This is a genomic window from Acinetobacter sp. YH16032, assembly GCF_013417345.1.
Taxonomy (GTDB): domain Bacteria; phylum Pseudomonadota; class Gammaproteobacteria; order Pseudomonadales; family Moraxellaceae; genus Acinetobacter.
The window spans coordinates 253,255-271,513 of sequence record NZ_VPEE01000001.1; the positions used below are offsets into that span (position 1 = coordinate 253,255).

The window sequence follows — 18,259 nt, forward strand, 5'->3', positions numbered from 1 at the left end:
CCCCTAACGCATTTGTTAGAAGCAAGGAGTCACAAATAAATTTTATTGGTTTCAAAAAAACTTAATGTGTCGCAAAAAATGCGAAGCTGTATTGTAAGGATGTCGGCAGGGGATTACAAGAAAAATAAAGCAAAATATAACGACGAAGAAAATAAATTGGAATATTTAATTTTGAAAATTAACTTACTTTTAGAAAGTATTTGAAGGTAGTGTTGAGTATAGATATTTATAGACTGCTTAAAGCGAAGATAAAAAAAAGATAGAGGCTTCTCTATCTTTTAAAAAATGACAAGATTGTTTATTGGTGCAGTAGCAGTAAAACTAAAGCAAATACTAATAATCGTAATTAGGAGAACAGAGAATAAAAAATATTTCTTTGCCCATAATTGATCATTTTCAGCTTTAAATCCAATGATATTTAAATATAGCCAATAAACAGTCAATACATTGAGAATTATACAATAAAGCCAATTTGCATAGCCAAATACAAATAAAGCGTTCATTGAGATTGCAAATAGCACAATGTAAATCAGCGATTCGATCTTGGTGCGAACAATCGAGCGTGCAACAGGAAGAATCGGAATACCCGCATTTTTGTAATCATCAAAACGATAAATTGCAATTCCCCATGAGTGAGGCATTTGCCAAAATGCATAACCCAAGAAAATGAGTAGCGCACCTAAATCGAATTGATTCGCGACCGCTGTATATCCAATGACAGGGGGGGCTGCACCAGAAATACTACCGACCACAGTTTGGTGGATCGTTGTTCGTTTTGTCCATAAGCTGTAAAAACCAACATATATGACAAAACCAATAACTGCGAATAAAAAAGCGTACGCATTTACCCAAAACCATAAAATGCCAAAACCGAGTATGCCTAACAGCAAAGCAAAAGCTAATGCAATTTGAACAGAAATGGTTTTCTTAACTAACGCACGATTTTGTGTGCGCTGCATTTTTTGGTCGATGTCTTGATCAATAACGTTATTGACCACACATCCAGATGCAACTACGAGGGTAGTGCCAATGAGGGTAAGAAGCAGGAGAAGGAAATCTACTGAACCTTGGGTGGCTACAAAGTAGCCACCCAAAGTGGTAACAAAGTTACCAAAGAGAATTCCTGGCTTAGTCAGGAATAAGTACTTTTTAAACATGACAATCAGTTTAGATCATCATGTTTGAATGTAAGTAGTTCATGATCCATACAGAACCAACTAAAAGAACAGCAATAGTTAGAATTGTATAGATAAATGCAATCACGTTCCAACGTTGCTCTGAAGATGAGTTCATGTGCAAGAAGTAAACTAATTGTACAAGTACCTGAGCAACAGCTGTAATACCGATAACAGCAATAATTGCACCACGGCTGAAGCTATCAGTATTCATTGCCATGTAGAATGGAACTACAGTCAATAAAACAGAAAGTACAAACCCGATTGTGTATTGCTTTACGTTACCGTGTGATGCACCAGCAGCATTATGATCATGACTCATTATAATACTCCCATTAAGTACACTACGCTGAATACGCAGATCCATACGATGTCAAGGAAGTGCCAGAACAAGCTTAGGCAAGCAAGACGACGAGTATTGATTGTAGTCAAACCATATTTTTTGATTTGAATCATCAACACGATCATCCATACCAAACCAGAAGTTACGTGAATACCGTGCGTACCAACTAAAGTAAAGAACGCAGATAAGAACGCACTCACGCTTGGTCCATGACCAGCATGAACTAAATGATTAAATTCATAAAGTTCCATGCCGATGAAGATTGCACCGAATACAAATGTAACTGCTAACCAAGTTAGAACTTGACCAACATTTTTCTTGTAAGAAGCAAGTACCGCAAAACCAAATGTCACTGATGAAATCAAAAGTGCGAAAGTTTCAGTTAAAACGAAACCTAAAGAATCTGCAAAAAGATCCTTTGCACTTGGAGTGCCAGGTGGAATATGACTGCTTAATACAGCGAACGCGATGAAGAGTGTACCGAATAAAATCAAGTCACTCATCAAGTAAGTCCAAAAACCAAAGACCGTGATGTCTGTATCATCGTGATGATGTTCATCATGCTCGTGGTTTTCGTGATGAAGTACTTCAGCCATATCCTTAGTCCTTCTTCAAGTGTTTTTCGAGTAACGCATAACGTTCGTTTTCAATACGTTCTACTTCAGCAGCTGGAACATAGTAATCCACTTTCTTCGTGAATGAGCTCCAGATAAAGCCAATGATTGCAGAAACGAAAGAAACAATCGCTAACCACCAAATGTGCCAGATAAGCGCAAAGCCCATAACAGTGATGATCAGTGCAATAAGTACACCCGCAGCACGGTTAGTTGGCATATGAACATCTTCATATTTAGCAGGACGTGCGTAAGCTACACCATTTTCTTTGTCAGTCCAGAAGCGGTCGATACCGTTCGCTTGAGGCAGTACTGCAAAGTTATAGAATGGAGCTGGAGATGAAGTCGCCCATTCAAGCGTACGTGCATCCCATGGATCGCCTGTAACGTCACGAGTTTGTTCACGTTGTAAGAAACCAACAATGATTTGCATGATGAAACAAGCAATACCAATTGCGATTAATACAGCGCCGAATAATGCGATACCAACATATGGATCCCAGTCTGGGTTGTCATACGAGTTTAGACGACGAGTCATACCCATGAAACCTAGGATATACAATGGCATGAACGCGAAGTAGAAACCGAAGAACCAGAACCAGAAGCATGCTTTGCCCCAGAATTCACTTAACTGCCAACCGAACATTTTCGGCCAGTAGAAAGTAATACCAGCAAACATACCAAATACAACACCACCAATAATTACGTTATGGAAGTGAGCGATTAAGAATAGTGAGTTGTGTACAAGGAAGTCCGCAGGTGGAACCGCCATAAGTACACCAGTCAAACCACCGATACCGAAAGTCACTAAGAAGCCAACTGTCCAGTACATTGGTGATGTGAAGGTAATACGACCCTTATACATTGTGAATAACCAAGAGAAGATTTTCACACCTGTAGGAATCGCAATAATCATGGTCATGATACCGAAGAACGCATTAACGTTGGCACCTGAACCCATTGTAAAGAAGTGGTGTAACCATACTACGAATGCAAGAACTGTAATCGCGATCGTTGCATATACCATTGATTTGTAACCAAACAATGTCTTACGAGAGAATACAGAAGTAATCTCAGAGAATAGACCGAATGCAGGTAGGATCAAGATATAAACTTCTGGGTGACCCCATGTCCAAATCAAGTTTACATACAACATTGGGCTACCACCCATGTCATTTGTAAAGAAGTGGAAACCGAAATAACGGTCAAGCGTTAACATTGCAATTGTTGCAGTTAACACTGGGAATGATGCGATGATCAATACTGAAGTACATAAAGATGTCCACGTAAAGATCGGCATATCCATAAGACCCATGCCAGGAGCACGCATTTTAATGATGGTAACGAAGAAGTTAACACCAGTAAGAAGTGTACCAAGACCAGAGATCTGAAGTGCCCAGATATAGTAGTCAACACCAACACCAGGAGAGTATTCGATACCTGAAAGAGGAGGGTAAGCCATCCAACCAGTTGCCGCAAACTCACCAAGCGCAAGAGAAACCATCATCAAACCTGCAGCACCAGCGAATAACCAGAAGCTTAAAGAGTTTAATAATGGGAATGCTACGTCACGCGCACCAATTTGTAGTGGAACAGAAATGTTCATCATACCCACTACAAGACCCATCGCTACGAAGAAAATCATGATTACACCGTGTGCGGTGAAAATCTGGTCGTAGTGTTCAGGGTGTAGATAGCCTTCGCCGCCGCCTTTTGCAAGGAACAATTGAAGACGCATCATAATCGCATCCGCGAAACCACGTAATAACATGATCACAGAAACGATAAGGTACATAATACCAATTTTTTTATGGTCTACAGATGTGAACCATTCGTTCCACAAGTAGCCCCATTTTTTGAAATAAGTGATACCAGCAAATACTGCAATACCACCTAAAATCATCATTAACACTGTTACCTGTACGATTGGATCGTACGGGATAGCATCTACACTTAACTTACCTAAGAAGCTCATGTCTTATTCCCCTACAACTGAAGAAGCAGGTTCAGCATTTACATCAGCAACTACAGCATGACCTTCAGCTTTAGCTGAGTGATCTGCACCGTGGTAGTTTGCCATGTATTTGTTGATAATTGATTCAAACAAGCCTTTTTCAACAGAAGAGTAGTAAGTCACAGGATGAGGATGTGCCTTATATGGACCTTCTTTTTGAGCAATTTCAGCTTGTTGCTTCTCTAGATCGGTTTTAGCGTTACGAACCATCGCAGCGATTTGTTTCTCTGAACGGTTACCATCACGCAAGGTTGCAAATTCAGCTTGGTCTAAAACTGTTTTTTGAACAGCTTCAGGGTTAATTGAAGTACCGTTACCAGCTTTTACTGCAGACACCCATTCAGCGAACTTAGCTTCTGAAACAGAATGAGCCTGGAAGCGCATTTGTGTGAAACCATAGCCTGAATAGTTCGAAGAGAAACCACGGTATACACCTTCATTATCCGCAAGGACGTGAAGTTGAGTTTGCATACCCGCCATTGCATAAATCTGACCAGCTAACTGAGGAATGAAGAAAGAGTTCATTGTGAAGTTAGAGGTGATATTGAAATTAATCGGAGTTTTTTCTGGGAAACGAACTTCGTTAACTGTTGCAATTTCTTGTTCAGGGTAAACAAAAACCCATTTAAACTGTTCAGCAATAACTTGAATAGTTAAATGTGATTTCTCTGATTCTAGCGGACGATAAGGGTCATACTTGTGTGAGCCCCACCATGTTAAATACGCTAAAATACCAATAATAATACACGGGATACCCCACACTACGATTTCAATAATAGTAGAGTGTGCCCATGTAGGTTTATAGTCTGCATCTTTATTTGACGCACGATATTTCCAACTAAACCATAAAGCCATCAATGCTGATGGAATTACTACCAATAGCATGAGGTAGATCGCAGTCATCATAAGATCAGACTGACCTTGTGCTACTGGACCTTTTGAGTTTAGAAGTACCATATCACCGCCACACCCTGTTAAGAGCACGGCAAGCGTTGATAAAGACAATACAGCTAAAATTGTTTGTCTCATTTTACAACCTCGGTGAAGAGTCCCATTCCCTAATAAAATTATGGGATAGCGATTATAGTGTCACATGATTGAAAAACAGAAAATTACATTTACTGAATTTCAGTCATATGACACCGCTACGTTGTAGGGCATTATGCCCTATAACGACCAACTAAGCTATATGTAAAGTGCCTTTAAATATAAGGATTAAACCCAATTTGTTTGGTCGGAATTGGTTGAAGAATTAATTACTTTTGGTATGAAAACAGAGGCAAAACAAAGGGGAGCATTTGCTCCCCTAAGATAAAAATTATCGTTTTATGACTTTAGTTTTTGCTAATTTATCGTGCAAAGTTTGTCTTTTTTGACTTAGACCGAAGGCATGATCAATGATGGTAATGAATGGCATAAAGAGTAAATTCAATACAATAAAAATCACACTACGCAATGTGAATGCGCGCATTAAGTTTACTTGCTGTCCATTTTCAGCATCAACAATTTGAATTTTTGCTACTTTTTTTCCTAAACTCTGACCACTTTTCGCAATTAAAAATGCTTGAGCAGCTAGCATTAATACAATGTAAACCAACATTGCTTGCCAAGCTTCCATTGGAATCAGTGTAAATAACTGTTCCTGTAATTTGATTGCTTGATCTGATGAGCTAGCATTCTGCATTTTTTGCTGAAGTTCAGTCAATTGAGCAACTTGTTCTTCCTGCATAAAGAATGATGGAATCACCATGGCAGGCAACCACAGCGCCAGATCAACGAGTTTAGCTAAAAATCGTGATCCAATTGAGGCAAGTTCTTGCTGTGCAGTATTTTTTTGAACATTGACACTCGAAATTGAAGGATTTGAATAGCTTTGTTGTGCTGGTGGAGTGGGTTGATAGCCTTCAGGTTGGTAATATAATTTTCCTTGAGTGAGTTCACCTAAAGCTTTCCATTCAGTCATACCTTGATGCCAGACCAAGTCTGTGAGTAAAACTTGTTGGCTCGAGAGCATTTGATTTAACTGCTCTACCGTATACGGTCCAGCTTGTTGATTATTTCTCGCCAAGTAAATTTGCATAAACCTAATTTCTCAAAAATTACTAAAAATAATGGGGTAAAAAAAAGACCCATGAATGGGTCTTTTTTTAACATAGTTTATTAAGCTTGTTTAGTCTTTTCTTCAGATAAGAAGAACCATGTATCTAAAACTGAGTCTGGGTTGAGTGAAACAGATTCGATACCTTGTTCCATTAACCAACGAGCAAGATCTGGGTGGTCTGATGGTCCTTGACCACAAATACCCACATATTTACCTGCCTTACGACATGCATGAATCGCCATTGAAAGAAGAGCTTTTACTGCTGGATCACGTTCATCAAATAAATGAGAAACGATACCTGAGTCACGGTCAAGCCCAAGCGTTAACTGAGTTAAGTCATTTGAACCGATTGAGAAGCCATCAAAATGCTCTAAGAATTGTTCAGCAAGTAGAGCATTGGTTGGTAATTCACACATCATGATCACTTTAAGACCATTTTCACCACGTTTTAAGCCATTTGCAGCAAGAAGTTCAATAACACGTTTTGCTTCAGCAACTGTGCGGACGAATGGGATCATGATTTGAATGTTAGTTAGACCCATTTCATCACGAACTTTCTTCAATGCACGGCATTCTAATTCGAAGCAGTCACGGAAGTTGTCAGAAACATAACGGCTTGCACCACGGAAGCCCAACATCGGGTTTTCTTCTTCAGGTTCGTATAACTTACCACCGATTAAGTTCGCATATTCATTTGATTTGAAGTCTGACATACGTACGATGACAGGTTTATCAGCAAATGCAGCAGCAAGTGTAGAAATACCTTCAACGAGTTTTTCAACGTAGAATTCAATCGGTGAAGAGTAACCTGCAGTACGGGTCATCACAGCTGCACGTGTTTCGCGAGGTAAGCTGTCAATATTGAGTAATGCTTTAGGGTGAACACCAATCATACGGTTGATGATGAACTCTAGACGTGCAAGACCAATACCTTCGTTTGGAATTTGAGCGAAGTCAAATGCACGATCAGGGTTACCAACGTTCATCATGATTTTGAACGGAAGTGTTGGCATAGATTCAATCGAGTTACGTTGAACTTCGAAATCTAAAGCGCCTTCGTAAATGAAACCTGTATCGCCTTCAGCACATGAAACAGTTACTTCTTGACCATCAACAAGTACTTCTGTTGCGTTACCACATCCAACAATCGCTGGAACACCGAGTTCACGTGCAATAATCGCGGCATGACAAGTACGACCACCACGGTTTGTAACGATCGCAGCAGCACGTTTCATAACTGGTTCCCAATCAGGATCGGTCATGTCAGAAACAAGAACGTCGCCATCTTGGACTTTGTCCATCTCTTTGATTGAATTAACAATACGTACTTTACCAGAACCGATACGTTGACCGATTGAGCGACCTTCACAAAGAACTGTACCTTTTTGTTTTAATAGGTAGCGTTCCATTGTGCCGACATTCTCACGGCTTTTCACAGTTTCAGGACGTGCTTGAACAATGTAAATTTGACCGTCATCACCGTCTTTCGCCCATTCGATATCCATTGGCGCACCATAGTGTTGCTCAATGATTAACGCCTGCTTAGCAAGTTCTTGTAATTCTTGATCATTTAAAGCAAATTGTTGGCGCTCAGTTTTTTCAACATCCACAACAACAACTGATTTACCTGCAGAGCCTTCTTCACCGTAGATCATTTTTTGGTGTTTAGAGCCGAGGTTACGACGCAATACTGCGTGTTTACCTGCATTTAAAAGTGGCTTAGATAAATAGAATTCATCAGGGTTTACAGCACCCTGTACGACCATTTCGCCTAAACCGTAAGATGCAGTAATGAATACAACGTCACGGAAACCAGATTCAGTGTCCAGTGTAAACATTACACCAGCAGCACCAGTTTCTGAGCGAACCATACGTTGCACACCAGCAGAAAGAGCAACGATGTCATGATCGAAGTTTTGGTGTACACGGTAAGCAATTGCGCGGTCGTTATAAAGTGAAGCAAAAACTTCCTTAATCGCGATTAAGACGTTGTCAATACCGCGGATGTTTAGGAAAGTCTCTTGTTGTCCTGCAAAAGATGCGTCTGGTAAATCTTCTGCAGTCGCAGATGAACGAACGGCAACCGCGATCTCAGGGTTGCCGTTAGAAAGAGTTGCGAATGCATCACGAACTTCTTTTTCAAGTGCTGGAGTAAGCGGAGTATCAACGATCCATTGACGGATTTTAGCACCAGTTTCAGCAAGTGCATTTACGTCGTCAACATTGAGTTGTTTGAGCTCGGCTGAAATTTTGGCATTTAGACCACTTTGCTCAAGGAATTCACGGTAAGCCGCAGCAGTTGTTGCAAAACCACCTGGAACTGATACACCAGCATTTGCTAAATGGCTGATCATTTCGCCTAGAGATGAGTTTTTACCGCCCACGATTTCTACGTCGTGTTTACCTAATTTTTCCAGACCGATTACGCGTGCTTCCAAAGTTGTTACTCCACTTTTGCAGTATTAATCACTATCTTGGCATGATATTTTTCTGTGAAAACTTAGCAAACTTTCATTACTAAGCGACAGTCATGTAAGATCGGTTTACTATAAAGATTATATAGTACTTAGACAAATATTTGAGGATTAATTTAATGGCAGAAAGTAAAGATATTAAACGAAGTGTTTTTTTTATTTCCGATGGTACTGCCATTACGGCTGAAACACTCGGGCATTCTTTATTGGCTCAATTTCCTCATGTCGATTTTGATATTCATATCATTCCGTATATCACTACAGAAGAAGCCGCAATGAACGTCGTTGCAGAGATTAACGCGCGCGCAGAGTCTGATGGCCAACAACCTCTTGTCTTTGATACTCTTGTGGATCCCTATGTTCGGGATATCATCAATACGGCAAATGCGGTTAATTTAGATGTTTTTGAAGGGTTAATTAGTAAGCTATCTGAGGTGCTTGGAACAGCCCCTACAACTTTAGTCGGACAAACGCATGCTGTGACTGATTCTGAGTCTTATAAGGCACGTATTGATGCTGTACATTTCGCGCTGGATAATGATGATGGCGCACGTACAAGACACTATGATAAAGCGGACTTAATTTTGATAGGAGTGTCGCGTTCTGGTAAAACACCGACCTCAATTTATTTGTCATTACAATTTGGTATTCGAGTTGCGAACTATCCGTTAACTGAAGAAGATTTGGATGACAACCGTTTGCCAGCAGTTTTACGTCCACATAAGCATAAATTGTTTGGATTAATGATTGATGCTGATCGTTTGGTGGCAATTCGATCTGAACGCAAAGCCAACAGTCGTTATGCAAGTTTTAGCCAATGTCAGATGGAATTGCGTGCAATCGAAGGTATTTATATTTCTGAAGGGATTAAATATCTAAATGTTTCAGAAATGTCGATTGAAGAAATCTCAACACGAGTATTGCAAATGACAGGCTTGAAACGCCGGATTGGTTAAATCGGTAAATCTAATTTAAAAAAAAGAAGCACTAGCTGTGCTTCTTTTTATTAAGAGATTAATCGTCATAAATACTCATAAAATTCAAAAATTATATAATTCAAGTGTCTATAATTTCATCATAAAATGTAATTTATAATCGCATTTATCTACTAAATGGTGGTTATTTTTCGTACGTTGTAATAATAATATCTACTAAGTGTTCGATTCCTTCCATACTTTGAACGGCATTTTCAGTAATTTTCATGACTGGCCATGTGATCAATTTACAGTTTTCTCGCTGTAAGGCGCTGTAATAATGATCGGATTTAAAAAATATTTTTTGCGACGAAGCTGGATTTGGCATCAATTGTCTTTTTAACCAAGTATCTGAAATCTGAGAATCTAAATATCGTATTGCCAATGTCGTCTTAATTCGCTGATTAAATAATCGTTTATTTTTAGCGATGAGGGGATGAGCAATAATTTTTTGAATCCCTTTTTCAGTGTGTGGCAAAACGAAATGAGGTGTCATTTGAAATACTTTGACGAATAGCGCATTTTGACAAACCACATCTAAATGTGAAACTGACATTTGATTGGCACCAATAATCGCGACCTTTAATCCTGAAAAATCGGTTTGTTTGATGTCCTCAGCTGAGATAATTTTTCCTTTAAAGTTGGAAAAATACTCAGCTTCATTATGAAAGAACGAATCCGTGTGGGCTTTATTCCTTTTTTTCATTTCTGTACCTAATTATTGTTTTAGTGGGTTGCTTTTGGTTCTGCAGTTAATTCATATATCCAAGATGGGATTTTAGGTAAAGATTTTTCTGGAATCTTATCAGTCATTTTTACCATAGTGTCGACAGGGATATGAAACCATTTATTACGTCGGTTCATGGCACTTCGTGCATGGAAGTTAATAATTTGATACCAAGGATTACGACGACCTTCTGCAGTACGTCCACCTATTCGAGCAAATTTGTGCATCGCTGCATAGAGCTTTTCTTCTGGCAGACCTAGTTTAATCACATTATCACGCATTTTATTAATGAGTGGTAAGTAGGCAAGAATACCAAGTAATAAACGTGGATCTACAACTCGCGCTGCCATTTTAGAAAGCTCAATAAAGGTTTTATTGTAGCCTTGATCTTCCATGACACTAAATCCAACACCTAAATGACGAGCTTCATCGCCATTAATCAGTTTAAAAGCTTGATGGCAAACTGGGTCTTCTACAGTATCCAATAGGAATGTACAAAGTGCACCATCAAGAGCGACTTCCAGCATCGGAATGACAGCACCTAGAATATAGAAGGGCATTTCATCAGCATAAGTGTCGAGCCATTCGATAATCAGTCTTAAATTTTTATTGGGTTTAGGAATATCGCCTTCAAGCATACCCCATCTTTTCATCAGTGCCATTTCGGCATTGGCGTGACGCTGTTCCTCAGCGTGGAAAATGGCATACATTTCGCGAAGCGTATCTGTCGGTGCTTTTTTTGACATCGCAGAAAATGCACGAGCACCTACATGTTCGATCCACATTAAATCAGCCATAAAATCTTTAAGCTTGGGCCACTGTTCTGCGGTGACTAATTCTTTGCCAGGAGCATCCCAGTCAATATCCGAGAGTGTCCATTGAGTATGTTTTACTTTATCCAACATTTTTTCTAAGTCGATAGAGGCCATGTTATACATCCGTATTTATTTTTTAATCATGAAATTTTATCGCTTAAAAATGTGATGTATTTTGCAGAAGTGCTTATTTTAGTTTGATATAAAATGCCAAATTTTAAGTATTTGATTATGAATAATTAATATTGTTGGTTAAAAGAATTTTTTCATTGGAATAGTCTTTTAGGGACATTCGATGTCATTTATTGCCAATAGTTGTTTGACAAACTCAAGAAATGAAAGAGTAATTAATAACAGATTTGAAATCAAAACCATTACTCAATCATTTCAGGATCTTATCGATCTAAGCGTTTTGCTTAATTTGCATTAAATACTCAAAGTTTTGAATACGTTTGTCAGTATCGTAGATATCACAGGTAAAAATAAACTCATCTACATCATAAGGCACCAGTAGTTGTTCAAGACCTTGTTTCACTGTTTCTGGTGATCCGATTTGAGCCATTGCGTAAAAATTGTCAACTGACATCTTTTCTGGAGCAGACCAAATTCCATCCATTGATTTAACTGGAGGTTTGAGTTTTAAGCTTTGCCCACGCATTAAGCCTAATACACGTTGATAAGCGCTAGTAGCCAAGTATTCAGCTTCTTCATCAGTATTAGCTACAACAGTTGGAACGCCCATTGATACATAAGGACGATCCAAATATTCAGAAGGTTCGAAGTTTTCTCTGTAAAGTTGAATCGCTTGACCCAGCATACGAGGGGCAAAGTGAGAAGCAAAAGAATAAGGTAAGCCAAGTTTAGCTGCCAATTGTGCGCTAAATAAGCTAGAACCTAACAGCCATACGGGAACATGTGTTCCTTGACCTGGTGTCGCTTTGATTCTTTGATGTGGCGATGGATCTCCCAAATAGCTCAAAATTTCGAGCACGTCTTGTGGAAATTGATCTTCAGTCTCTTGACGACCTCGGCGTAAGGCACGCATGGTCAATTGATCTGTACCTGGTGCGCGTCCTAGTCCGAGCTCAACTCGATCAGGATAAAGCGTTGCTAGTGTTCCAAATTGTTCTGCTACAACAAGTGGTGCGTGATTAGGCAGCATGATTCCGCCAGAACCTACTTTTAAAGAGGAGGTGTTAGCAAGGATATAACCTAATAATACAGCTGTAGCTGAGCTTGCGATACCGTCCATATTATGGTGTTCTGCAAGCCACAGTCGTTTAAAACCCAATTGTTCGATTTTTTGTGCTAACTCCAAAGCATGCTGTAGTGAAAAAGCAATCGTTTTATCATCACGTACAGGAGCGAGTTCCAATACTGAAAACTCGATATCTTTTAAGCTTCGCATAACTTTCTACTCTTTTGAACACTCATAAAGATGTTAATACGAACTTGAGTATTTGTATATTGAAAAAAAACGATATAAGTGTAAATAAAAAAGCGCTCTAAGTTGAGCGCTTGAATTCTAAGAGTTTGGGATTAGCGTTTACCGTTTTTATACCAGCCTAAATGACGACCATTGTCACTTCTGTAATTACGGTCATTATAACGATAGTTTGAATTGCGATAACCGCTTTCACGGCGATCATAACGATCTCTATAGTCATCTTCGCGACGGTCTTCAGCCACTTTTTTACCCAAAACTGAACCACCAGCTGAACCTAATGCAGCCCCAGCATAACCAGCATTTGTTCCGCCCATATTATTACCAACGGTGTAACCACCAGCACCACCTAATGCAGCACCAATTGCAGCAGCATTACGATCTTTTTTGTTCGCTGATGCAGCTGCGCCACCAGCACCACCAATCGCTGATCCGATCATTGCTCCAGTCGAGCCACCCATTTGTTGACCAATCGCAGCACCAACGACTCCACCTAAAGCAGATGTGAGGGCAACTCTAGACGAACTATCAGCATAAGCAGTTGTTGTACTCAAGGCCGCAGTTGCGATCGCAGCAGCAAATAATTTTGAATTAAATTTCATGGTGAACTCCTTGTCGAAGTCTTATATTTGATGGTTTTAATTTAATCCAAATTTCTGTAATCATTTGGGAGAGCAAGTTGCTGGTTTGTATTTTTCTCTCCCTAATTTATCCATAATTATTTTGTTAATAAAAAAATGCGCCCTAAGGCGCATCGAGGTGAATACAGAGTATTCAAAGGGGAAACTATCAATCAGATTATATTAACGACGACTATGTTTTTTCTTTTTCCATTTACGATCTTGACGTGAATCATATGCTTTGTCTTTCGCAATTTTGTTACCAAGAGCAGCACCACCAGCAGCACCTAAAGCAGAGCCGATATAACCGCCATTGGTTCCACCCATACTATTACCTACGGTATAACCCGCACCGCCACCTAATGCACCACCAATAGCAGATTCAGTACGGTTACGTTTATTACTAGCAACAGCAGCACCACCAGCACCACCAAGTGCTGCACCTAAAGTTGCACCTGTTGTACCACCCATGTTTTTACCAATTGCTGTACCTGCTACACTACCTAAAGCACTCGCAGCAGCGACACGCGCTGTACTGTCTGCATGTGCAGATACCGTGAACATTGATGCAGTGGCTAAGGTGGCTGACATTAATAGGGTATTCAATTTCATGTGTGACTCCATGTCCTTGTTCGTGGACGAGTAATAATTCGTTGAGCACAATGTAACAAGAATTGAAGCGCTAAATATGTAGAAGTTAACCTAGAGTTTTACGTTTTGGTTGCACAATGTTGTTTTTATATTACAGCTGATCATTCAATATGCATTATTGGGCTGATTAAGAAGAAACTATGGAGAGTTGATTCAGTAAACATTTTTTAAACTTGGCAGTTATGGAGCTAATTTTTGATTATCCATTAATTGGGTGTGACAAGGATCGAAAAATGGTTTTGCAAAGTCATTCTATATAAATATGTTAATTGAATGTCAGAGTCGTTAAACTACTCGCAATTTTAGAAATATTAATTTAAGGCAGTCCTTAAGTTAATCCAGTATTAGAGATTTTATTTAACATGAAAGAATCGTTACGTTTACGATTAGACCAACTTTGTGATCGTCATGAAGAATTAGAAGCGCTATTGGCTGATGTTGAAGTCATTTCCGACAATAAGCGTTTCCGTAATTTGTCACGTGAACACAATGATTTGACTGAAATCACCACTGTTTGGAAAAAATATACCCAAGCGGAAGAAGATATTGTAACGGCTGAAGCAATGTTGTCAGATCCTGACTTTAAGGAAATGGCACAAGAAGAAATTAAAGAAAATAAAGCATTAATTGAATCTTTAGAGGCAGAATTGAATATTCTGATGATTCCGAAAGATCCAAATGATGCGAACTCTGCATATCTGGAAGTACGTGCAGGGACAGGTGGCGATGAAGCTGCGATTTTCTCTGGTGATTTATTCCGTATGTACAGTAAATATGCTGAATCACAGGGTTGGCGTGTCGAAATCCTTTCTGAAAATGAAGGTGAACATGGCGGTTACAAAGAAATTATTTGCTTAATTAATGGTGAAGGTGTTTACGGACGCTTAAAGTTTGAAAGCGGTGCTCATCGAGTTCAGCGTGTTCCTGCAACTGAATCGCAAGGTCGAGTTCATACGTCAGCTTGTACCGTTGCAATTCTTCCTGAAATTGATGTTGATACTACTGTAGATATTAACCCTTCAGACTTGCGTATTGATACTTATCGTGCATCTGGGGCGGGTGGTCAGCACGTTAATAAAACGGATTCTGCTGTGCGAATCACCCATATTCCGACAGGTACTGTTGTTGAATGTCAGGAAGAGCGTTCACAACATAAGAACAAAGCAAAGGCAATGGCATTATTGGCATCTCGTCTTGAGAATGCTAAACGTGCAGCAGCTGATGCTGCGACATCTGAAATGCGCCGTGATTTGGTGGGTTCAGGTGATCGTTCAGAACGTATTCGTACCTATAATTATCCTCAGGGTCGTATGACTGATCATCGTATTAACTTAACTTTATATAAGTTGGATGCAGTGATGGAGGGAGATTTAACTGAGCTTTTAGATAGCTTACATCGTGAATATCAAGCGGATCAATTGGCAATGCTTGCACAGCAGAATGGTGGTTAATGAACATTCAACAAGCGCTTGCACTGCGTGGTGAGCCTGAAAGTTATGAGCGTCAAGAAAATGCTTGGTTGCTCGAACATATCACTAAAATCGATTCATTCGATTTGGTGATGAAGAAGGATAAAGAGCTCACTGCAGAACAAGAGCAGGCGTATCGAGAGGCGATTGCTCGGATTAAAGCAGGTGAGCCTTTAGCTTATGTCACAGGTTCGCAACCTTTTTGGACATTGGACTTAAAAGTGACGTCCGATACGTTGGTGCCTAGACCAGACACCGAAGTTTTGGTGGAGACAGTTTTAAAGTTAGAGTTACCTGAGGATGCGCGCGTTGTAGATTTAGGAACTGGCACAGGCGCCATTGCATTGTCACTCGCTTCCGAGCGTCCTAGTTGGTCTTTAACAGCAACCGATATTTATGAGCCTACATTGGAAGTCGCTAAATTTAATGCTGAGCAACATGACTTAGATCAGGTTCAATTTGTATTAGGCAGTTGGTTAAAACCGTTTGGGCGTCAATTTTTTGATGTCATTGTGTCTAATCCGCCTTATATTGATCCAGCAGATGAACATATGCACAATTTGGCGACCGAGCCTCAACGTGCATTAATCTCTGATAAAAAAGGTTTAGCGGATCTTGAGCAAATTATTTTACAAGCCAAGAAGCATCTGACTGTTGAAGGTTGGGTGGTACTTGAACATGGATATGATCAAGCAGACGCTGTTCAGCATCTATTTCGTCAAGCAGGTTATAAGAAAGTGAGAACCGTTAAAGATTATGGTGGTAACGATCGCGTGACTTTAGCACAATGGCCTCATTAGAAATAAAAAAGCGACTTTAGGTCGCTTTTTTATTGATTCATCTTTTGATGACATCACGCCATAACAATAATTTTGATTCAAATACTTTCATTATGGTATCCGTGATTTTTCCCAATATTGCCAATAAAATAATAGCAATGATCACAATATCTGGACGCGATGTTTCACGTCCATCGCTTAATAAATATCCAATACCTTGCGTTGCTGCAATGAGTTCAGCGGCAATCATGAACATCCAAGCTAAACTCAAACTATTGCGCAAGCCTGTAAGGATAGATGGAGAAGCTGCGGGTACAACGATTTGGTAGATTTGTTGCCAGCGATTCAGTCTATACACTTGAGCCAACTCAATCAATTTTCGGTCGACACCATGAATACCAGCCACAGTATTGGTATAGGTTGGAAAAAAAGCACCAATCGCAATGAGGGTGATTTTTGAGGATTCATCAATACCAAGCCATAACAAAAGGAGGGGAATCCACGCAAGACTAGGAATTGACTTAATTGCAGAAAAGGTCGGTTCAATAAACTCTTCTACATGGCGATTGAGCCCAACCAAAACTGCAAAAAATAGTGCTAAACCACTACCAATAGCAAACCCTAAAAACACTCGCCATGTACTTGCCCAAATATGTTGACCTAAATCATTCTGAGCAAATTCTTGCAGGGAAACAAATAAGCTACTTGGTGCAGGTAGCAGATAAGGTTCAACTACACCACCTCGAACCAAAATTTCACACAGCAGTACCAGTAATACAGGGAGGAAAATACCTTTCAACCATTTATTTCCTTTTGTCGACAGTTGTGATTGGACATTGATATTCCGATGCTCAATCGCTTTTTCACTGATCGCCATTATTTTGTCACCACTTTTTGAGCGAATGAGGCATTAAATAACTGTTGAACAACTTGATTTACATTTGTTCCTTTACGAACTAAGTCTTCTTCAGTCAAGATTTTGCCGGATTTTTGTAGTGCATTAATATGTTGGGCTGTAGGAATGTTTTGATTAAAGTCAGTACGCTGAAGCTGAAGTTTTGCAACCTCTAAAGGTAGTTTAGCTTCAGTGGCGAGTAACTGCGCCAGTTTATCTGGATTGGCTTTTGCCCATTTACGTGCTTGCTCATACGCTTTAATTACGGCTTCAATTGCTTCTGGGCTAGATCGAGTAAATGGCTCTTTGACGCTTAACACGCTATAACTATTAAAGCCTACATTACGATAAAGCAGTTTTGCACCCGACTGAACTTGAGCTGATGCCATCAAAGGGTCTAAGCCAGCCCAAGCATCCACTTGTTTACGTTCTAACGCCGTTTTGCCATCTGGATGTTGCAAATGAACAAGCTGTACATCTTTTTTATTCAATCCAACGGTATCTAAAGCTTGTAGCGTAAATAAAAATGGGTCAGTTCCTTTTGTTGCGGCAATTTTTTTACCTTTTAGATCTTTTAAGGATTTAATCGGGGAGTCTTTTGGCACGACTAAAGCTGTCCATTCAGGTTGGCTTTGGATATAAACTGTTTTAACAGGGCTACCATTGGCACGACTTAATACAGCGGCAAGACCAGCAGTTGAAGCAAAATCAACACTGCCGCTATTGAGATATTCTAAGGAGCGATTACTGCCTTGACTAAATACCCATTTGATTTTGGTATTGGGTAAAGCCTTTTCTAATAGCTTTTGATTTTTAACCACTAAGCTCGTAGGAGCATAATAGGCATAATCCAGTTTGATTTCCTTAGGAAGTGCGGCATTGGCTCCACTATGAACAACACTAATTGCTAAACCCAACAGTCCTAATTTCAATGGAGATATCGATTTTTTCATTAAAGTACCTGATTTAATTCGCTAAATTTTCGATATAAATAGCCTTTCAGGTGATTTGTGACAAAAAAGAAAATGAGATATTAAAAGAACAAATTTTGATAAAGTTAAAATTATGAGTTAACAAATTGAAATCAAATCAATATTTTATAAATATTGTGGTTTTGTGAAAATATAGTGATTTATCAGAACTTTATATAAATTAATGCAATGA

Annotated in this window: 17 protein-coding genes; 3 read left to right on the plus strand and 14 right to left on the minus strand. The window is 39.5% G+C overall.

Annotated elements, in window-relative coordinates:
- Nucleotides 1-278 precede the first annotated feature (278 nt).
- The 7 genes from cyoE to ppsA form a co-directional block, all read right to left on the minus strand.
- Nucleotides 279-1,157, minus strand: coding sequence for a heme o synthase (gene cyoE / locus FTV32_RS01220; protein ID WP_180027637.1), 879 nt, complete (start codon nucleotides 1,155-1,157; stop codon nucleotides 279-281).
- Nucleotides 1,158-1,167: 10 nt separating this feature from the next.
- Nucleotides 1,168-1,500, minus strand: coding sequence for a cytochrome o ubiquinol oxidase subunit IV (cyoD, locus tag FTV32_RS01225; RefSeq protein WP_171076771.1), 333 nt, complete (start codon nucleotides 1,498-1,500; stop codon nucleotides 1,168-1,170).
- Nucleotides 1,497-2,114, minus strand: a complete 618-nt coding sequence (cyoC, locus tag FTV32_RS01230; RefSeq protein ID WP_180027638.1) for a cytochrome o ubiquinol oxidase subunit III — start codon at nucleotides 2,112-2,114, stop codon at nucleotides 1,497-1,499. The genes cyoD and cyoC overlap by 4 nt, the downstream gene beginning before the upstream one ends.
- Before the next feature lie 4 nt (nucleotides 2,115-2,118).
- Nucleotides 2,119-4,107 (minus strand): cytochrome o ubiquinol oxidase subunit I, encoded by a 1,989-nt coding sequence (gene cyoB, locus FTV32_RS01235; protein WP_180027639.1) that lies wholly within the window; start codon nucleotides 4,105-4,107, stop codon nucleotides 2,119-2,121.
- A 3-nt stretch (nucleotides 4,108-4,110) separates the two neighbouring features.
- Nucleotides 4,111-5,175, minus strand: a complete 1,065-nt coding sequence (cyoA, locus tag FTV32_RS01240) for a ubiquinol oxidase subunit II (RefSeq protein WP_035267063.1) — start codon at nucleotides 5,173-5,175, stop codon at nucleotides 4,111-4,113.
- 289 nt (nucleotides 5,176-5,464) lie between these two features.
- Nucleotides 5,465-6,226 carry an RDD family protein gene (locus FTV32_RS01245; RefSeq protein ID WP_092766178.1) on the minus strand — a complete coding sequence of 254 codons (762 nt, stop codon included), beginning with the start codon at nucleotides 6,224-6,226 and terminating at the stop codon, nucleotides 5,465-5,467.
- A gap of 80 nt (nucleotides 6,227-6,306) precedes the next feature.
- Nucleotides 6,307-8,685: a phosphoenolpyruvate synthase gene (ppsA, locus tag FTV32_RS01250; protein ID WP_035267067.1), complete on the minus strand. Its 2,379-nt coding sequence runs from the start codon at nucleotides 8,683-8,685 to the stop codon at nucleotides 6,307-6,309.
- 155 nt (nucleotides 8,686-8,840) lie between these two features.
- Here ppsA and FTV32_RS01255 point away from each other — a divergent pair, with 155 nt between their 5' ends.
- Nucleotides 8,841-9,677 carry a pyruvate, water dikinase regulatory protein gene (locus tag FTV32_RS01255; RefSeq protein ID WP_035267069.1) on the plus strand — a complete coding sequence of 279 codons (837 nt, stop codon included), beginning with the start codon at nucleotides 8,841-8,843 and terminating at the stop codon, nucleotides 9,675-9,677.
- Between the two features lie 163 nt (nucleotides 9,678-9,840).
- Here FTV32_RS01255 and FTV32_RS01260 read toward each other — a convergent pair whose 3' ends face one another.
- From FTV32_RS01260 to FTV32_RS01280, 5 genes are all read right to left on the minus strand, one after another.
- A complete protein-coding gene (locus FTV32_RS01260; protein ID WP_180027640.1) occupies nucleotides 9,841-10,401 on the minus strand; it encodes a flavoprotein in 561 nt (186 codons plus the stop codon).
- A gap of 20 nt (nucleotides 10,402-10,421) precedes the next feature.
- Entirely contained in the window at nucleotides 10,422-11,351 is a 930-nt protein-coding gene (locus FTV32_RS01265) for a ferritin-like domain-containing protein (RefSeq protein ID WP_180027641.1), read from the minus strand.
- A 289-nt stretch (nucleotides 11,352-11,640) separates the two neighbouring features.
- Nucleotides 11,641-12,645, minus strand: a complete 1,005-nt coding sequence (locus FTV32_RS01270; protein WP_180027642.1) for an LLM class flavin-dependent oxidoreductase — start codon at nucleotides 12,643-12,645, stop codon at nucleotides 11,641-11,643.
- Nucleotides 12,646-12,776: 131 nt separating this feature from the next.
- The gene (locus FTV32_RS01275; RefSeq protein WP_092766182.1) at nucleotides 12,777-13,283 is read right to left on the minus strand and encodes a hypothetical protein; all 507 of its coding nucleotides are present in this window, start codon (nucleotides 13,281-13,283) and stop codon (nucleotides 12,777-12,779) included.
- Between the two features lie 201 nt (nucleotides 13,284-13,484).
- On the minus strand, nucleotides 13,485-13,913 hold the full coding sequence (locus tag FTV32_RS01280; protein ID WP_092766183.1) for a glycine zipper 2TM domain-containing protein: 429 nt from the start codon (nucleotides 13,911-13,913) through the stop codon (nucleotides 13,485-13,487).
- A 401-nt stretch (nucleotides 13,914-14,314) separates the two neighbouring features.
- On the opposite strand from FTV32_RS01280, the gene prfA reads away from it, so the two are divergent.
- Complete coding sequence (gene prfA / locus FTV32_RS01285) at nucleotides 14,315-15,403, plus strand: peptide chain release factor 1 (protein ID WP_035267080.1); 1,089 nt, start codon at nucleotides 14,315-14,317, stop codon at nucleotides 15,401-15,403.
- Nucleotides 15,403-16,221: a peptide chain release factor N(5)-glutamine methyltransferase gene (gene prmC / locus FTV32_RS01290; RefSeq protein WP_180027643.1), complete on the plus strand. Its 819-nt coding sequence runs from the start codon at nucleotides 15,403-15,405 to the stop codon at nucleotides 16,219-16,221. Before prfA ends, prmC begins: the two co-directional genes overlap by 1 nt.
- A 37-nt stretch (nucleotides 16,222-16,258) precedes the next feature.
- On the opposite strand, the gene FTV32_RS01295 is transcribed toward prmC, so the two are convergent.
- A complete protein-coding gene (locus FTV32_RS01295) occupies nucleotides 16,259-17,077 on the minus strand; it encodes an ABC transporter permease (protein ID WP_180027644.1) in 819 nt (272 codons plus the stop codon).
- Nucleotides 17,077-18,048 (minus strand): aliphatic sulfonate ABC transporter substrate-binding protein, encoded by a 972-nt coding sequence (locus tag FTV32_RS01300; RefSeq protein ID WP_180027645.1) that lies wholly within the window; start codon nucleotides 18,046-18,048, stop codon nucleotides 17,077-17,079. Before FTV32_RS01300 ends, FTV32_RS01295 begins: the two co-directional genes overlap by 1 nt.
- Nucleotides 18,049-18,259: the final 211 nt, after the last annotated feature.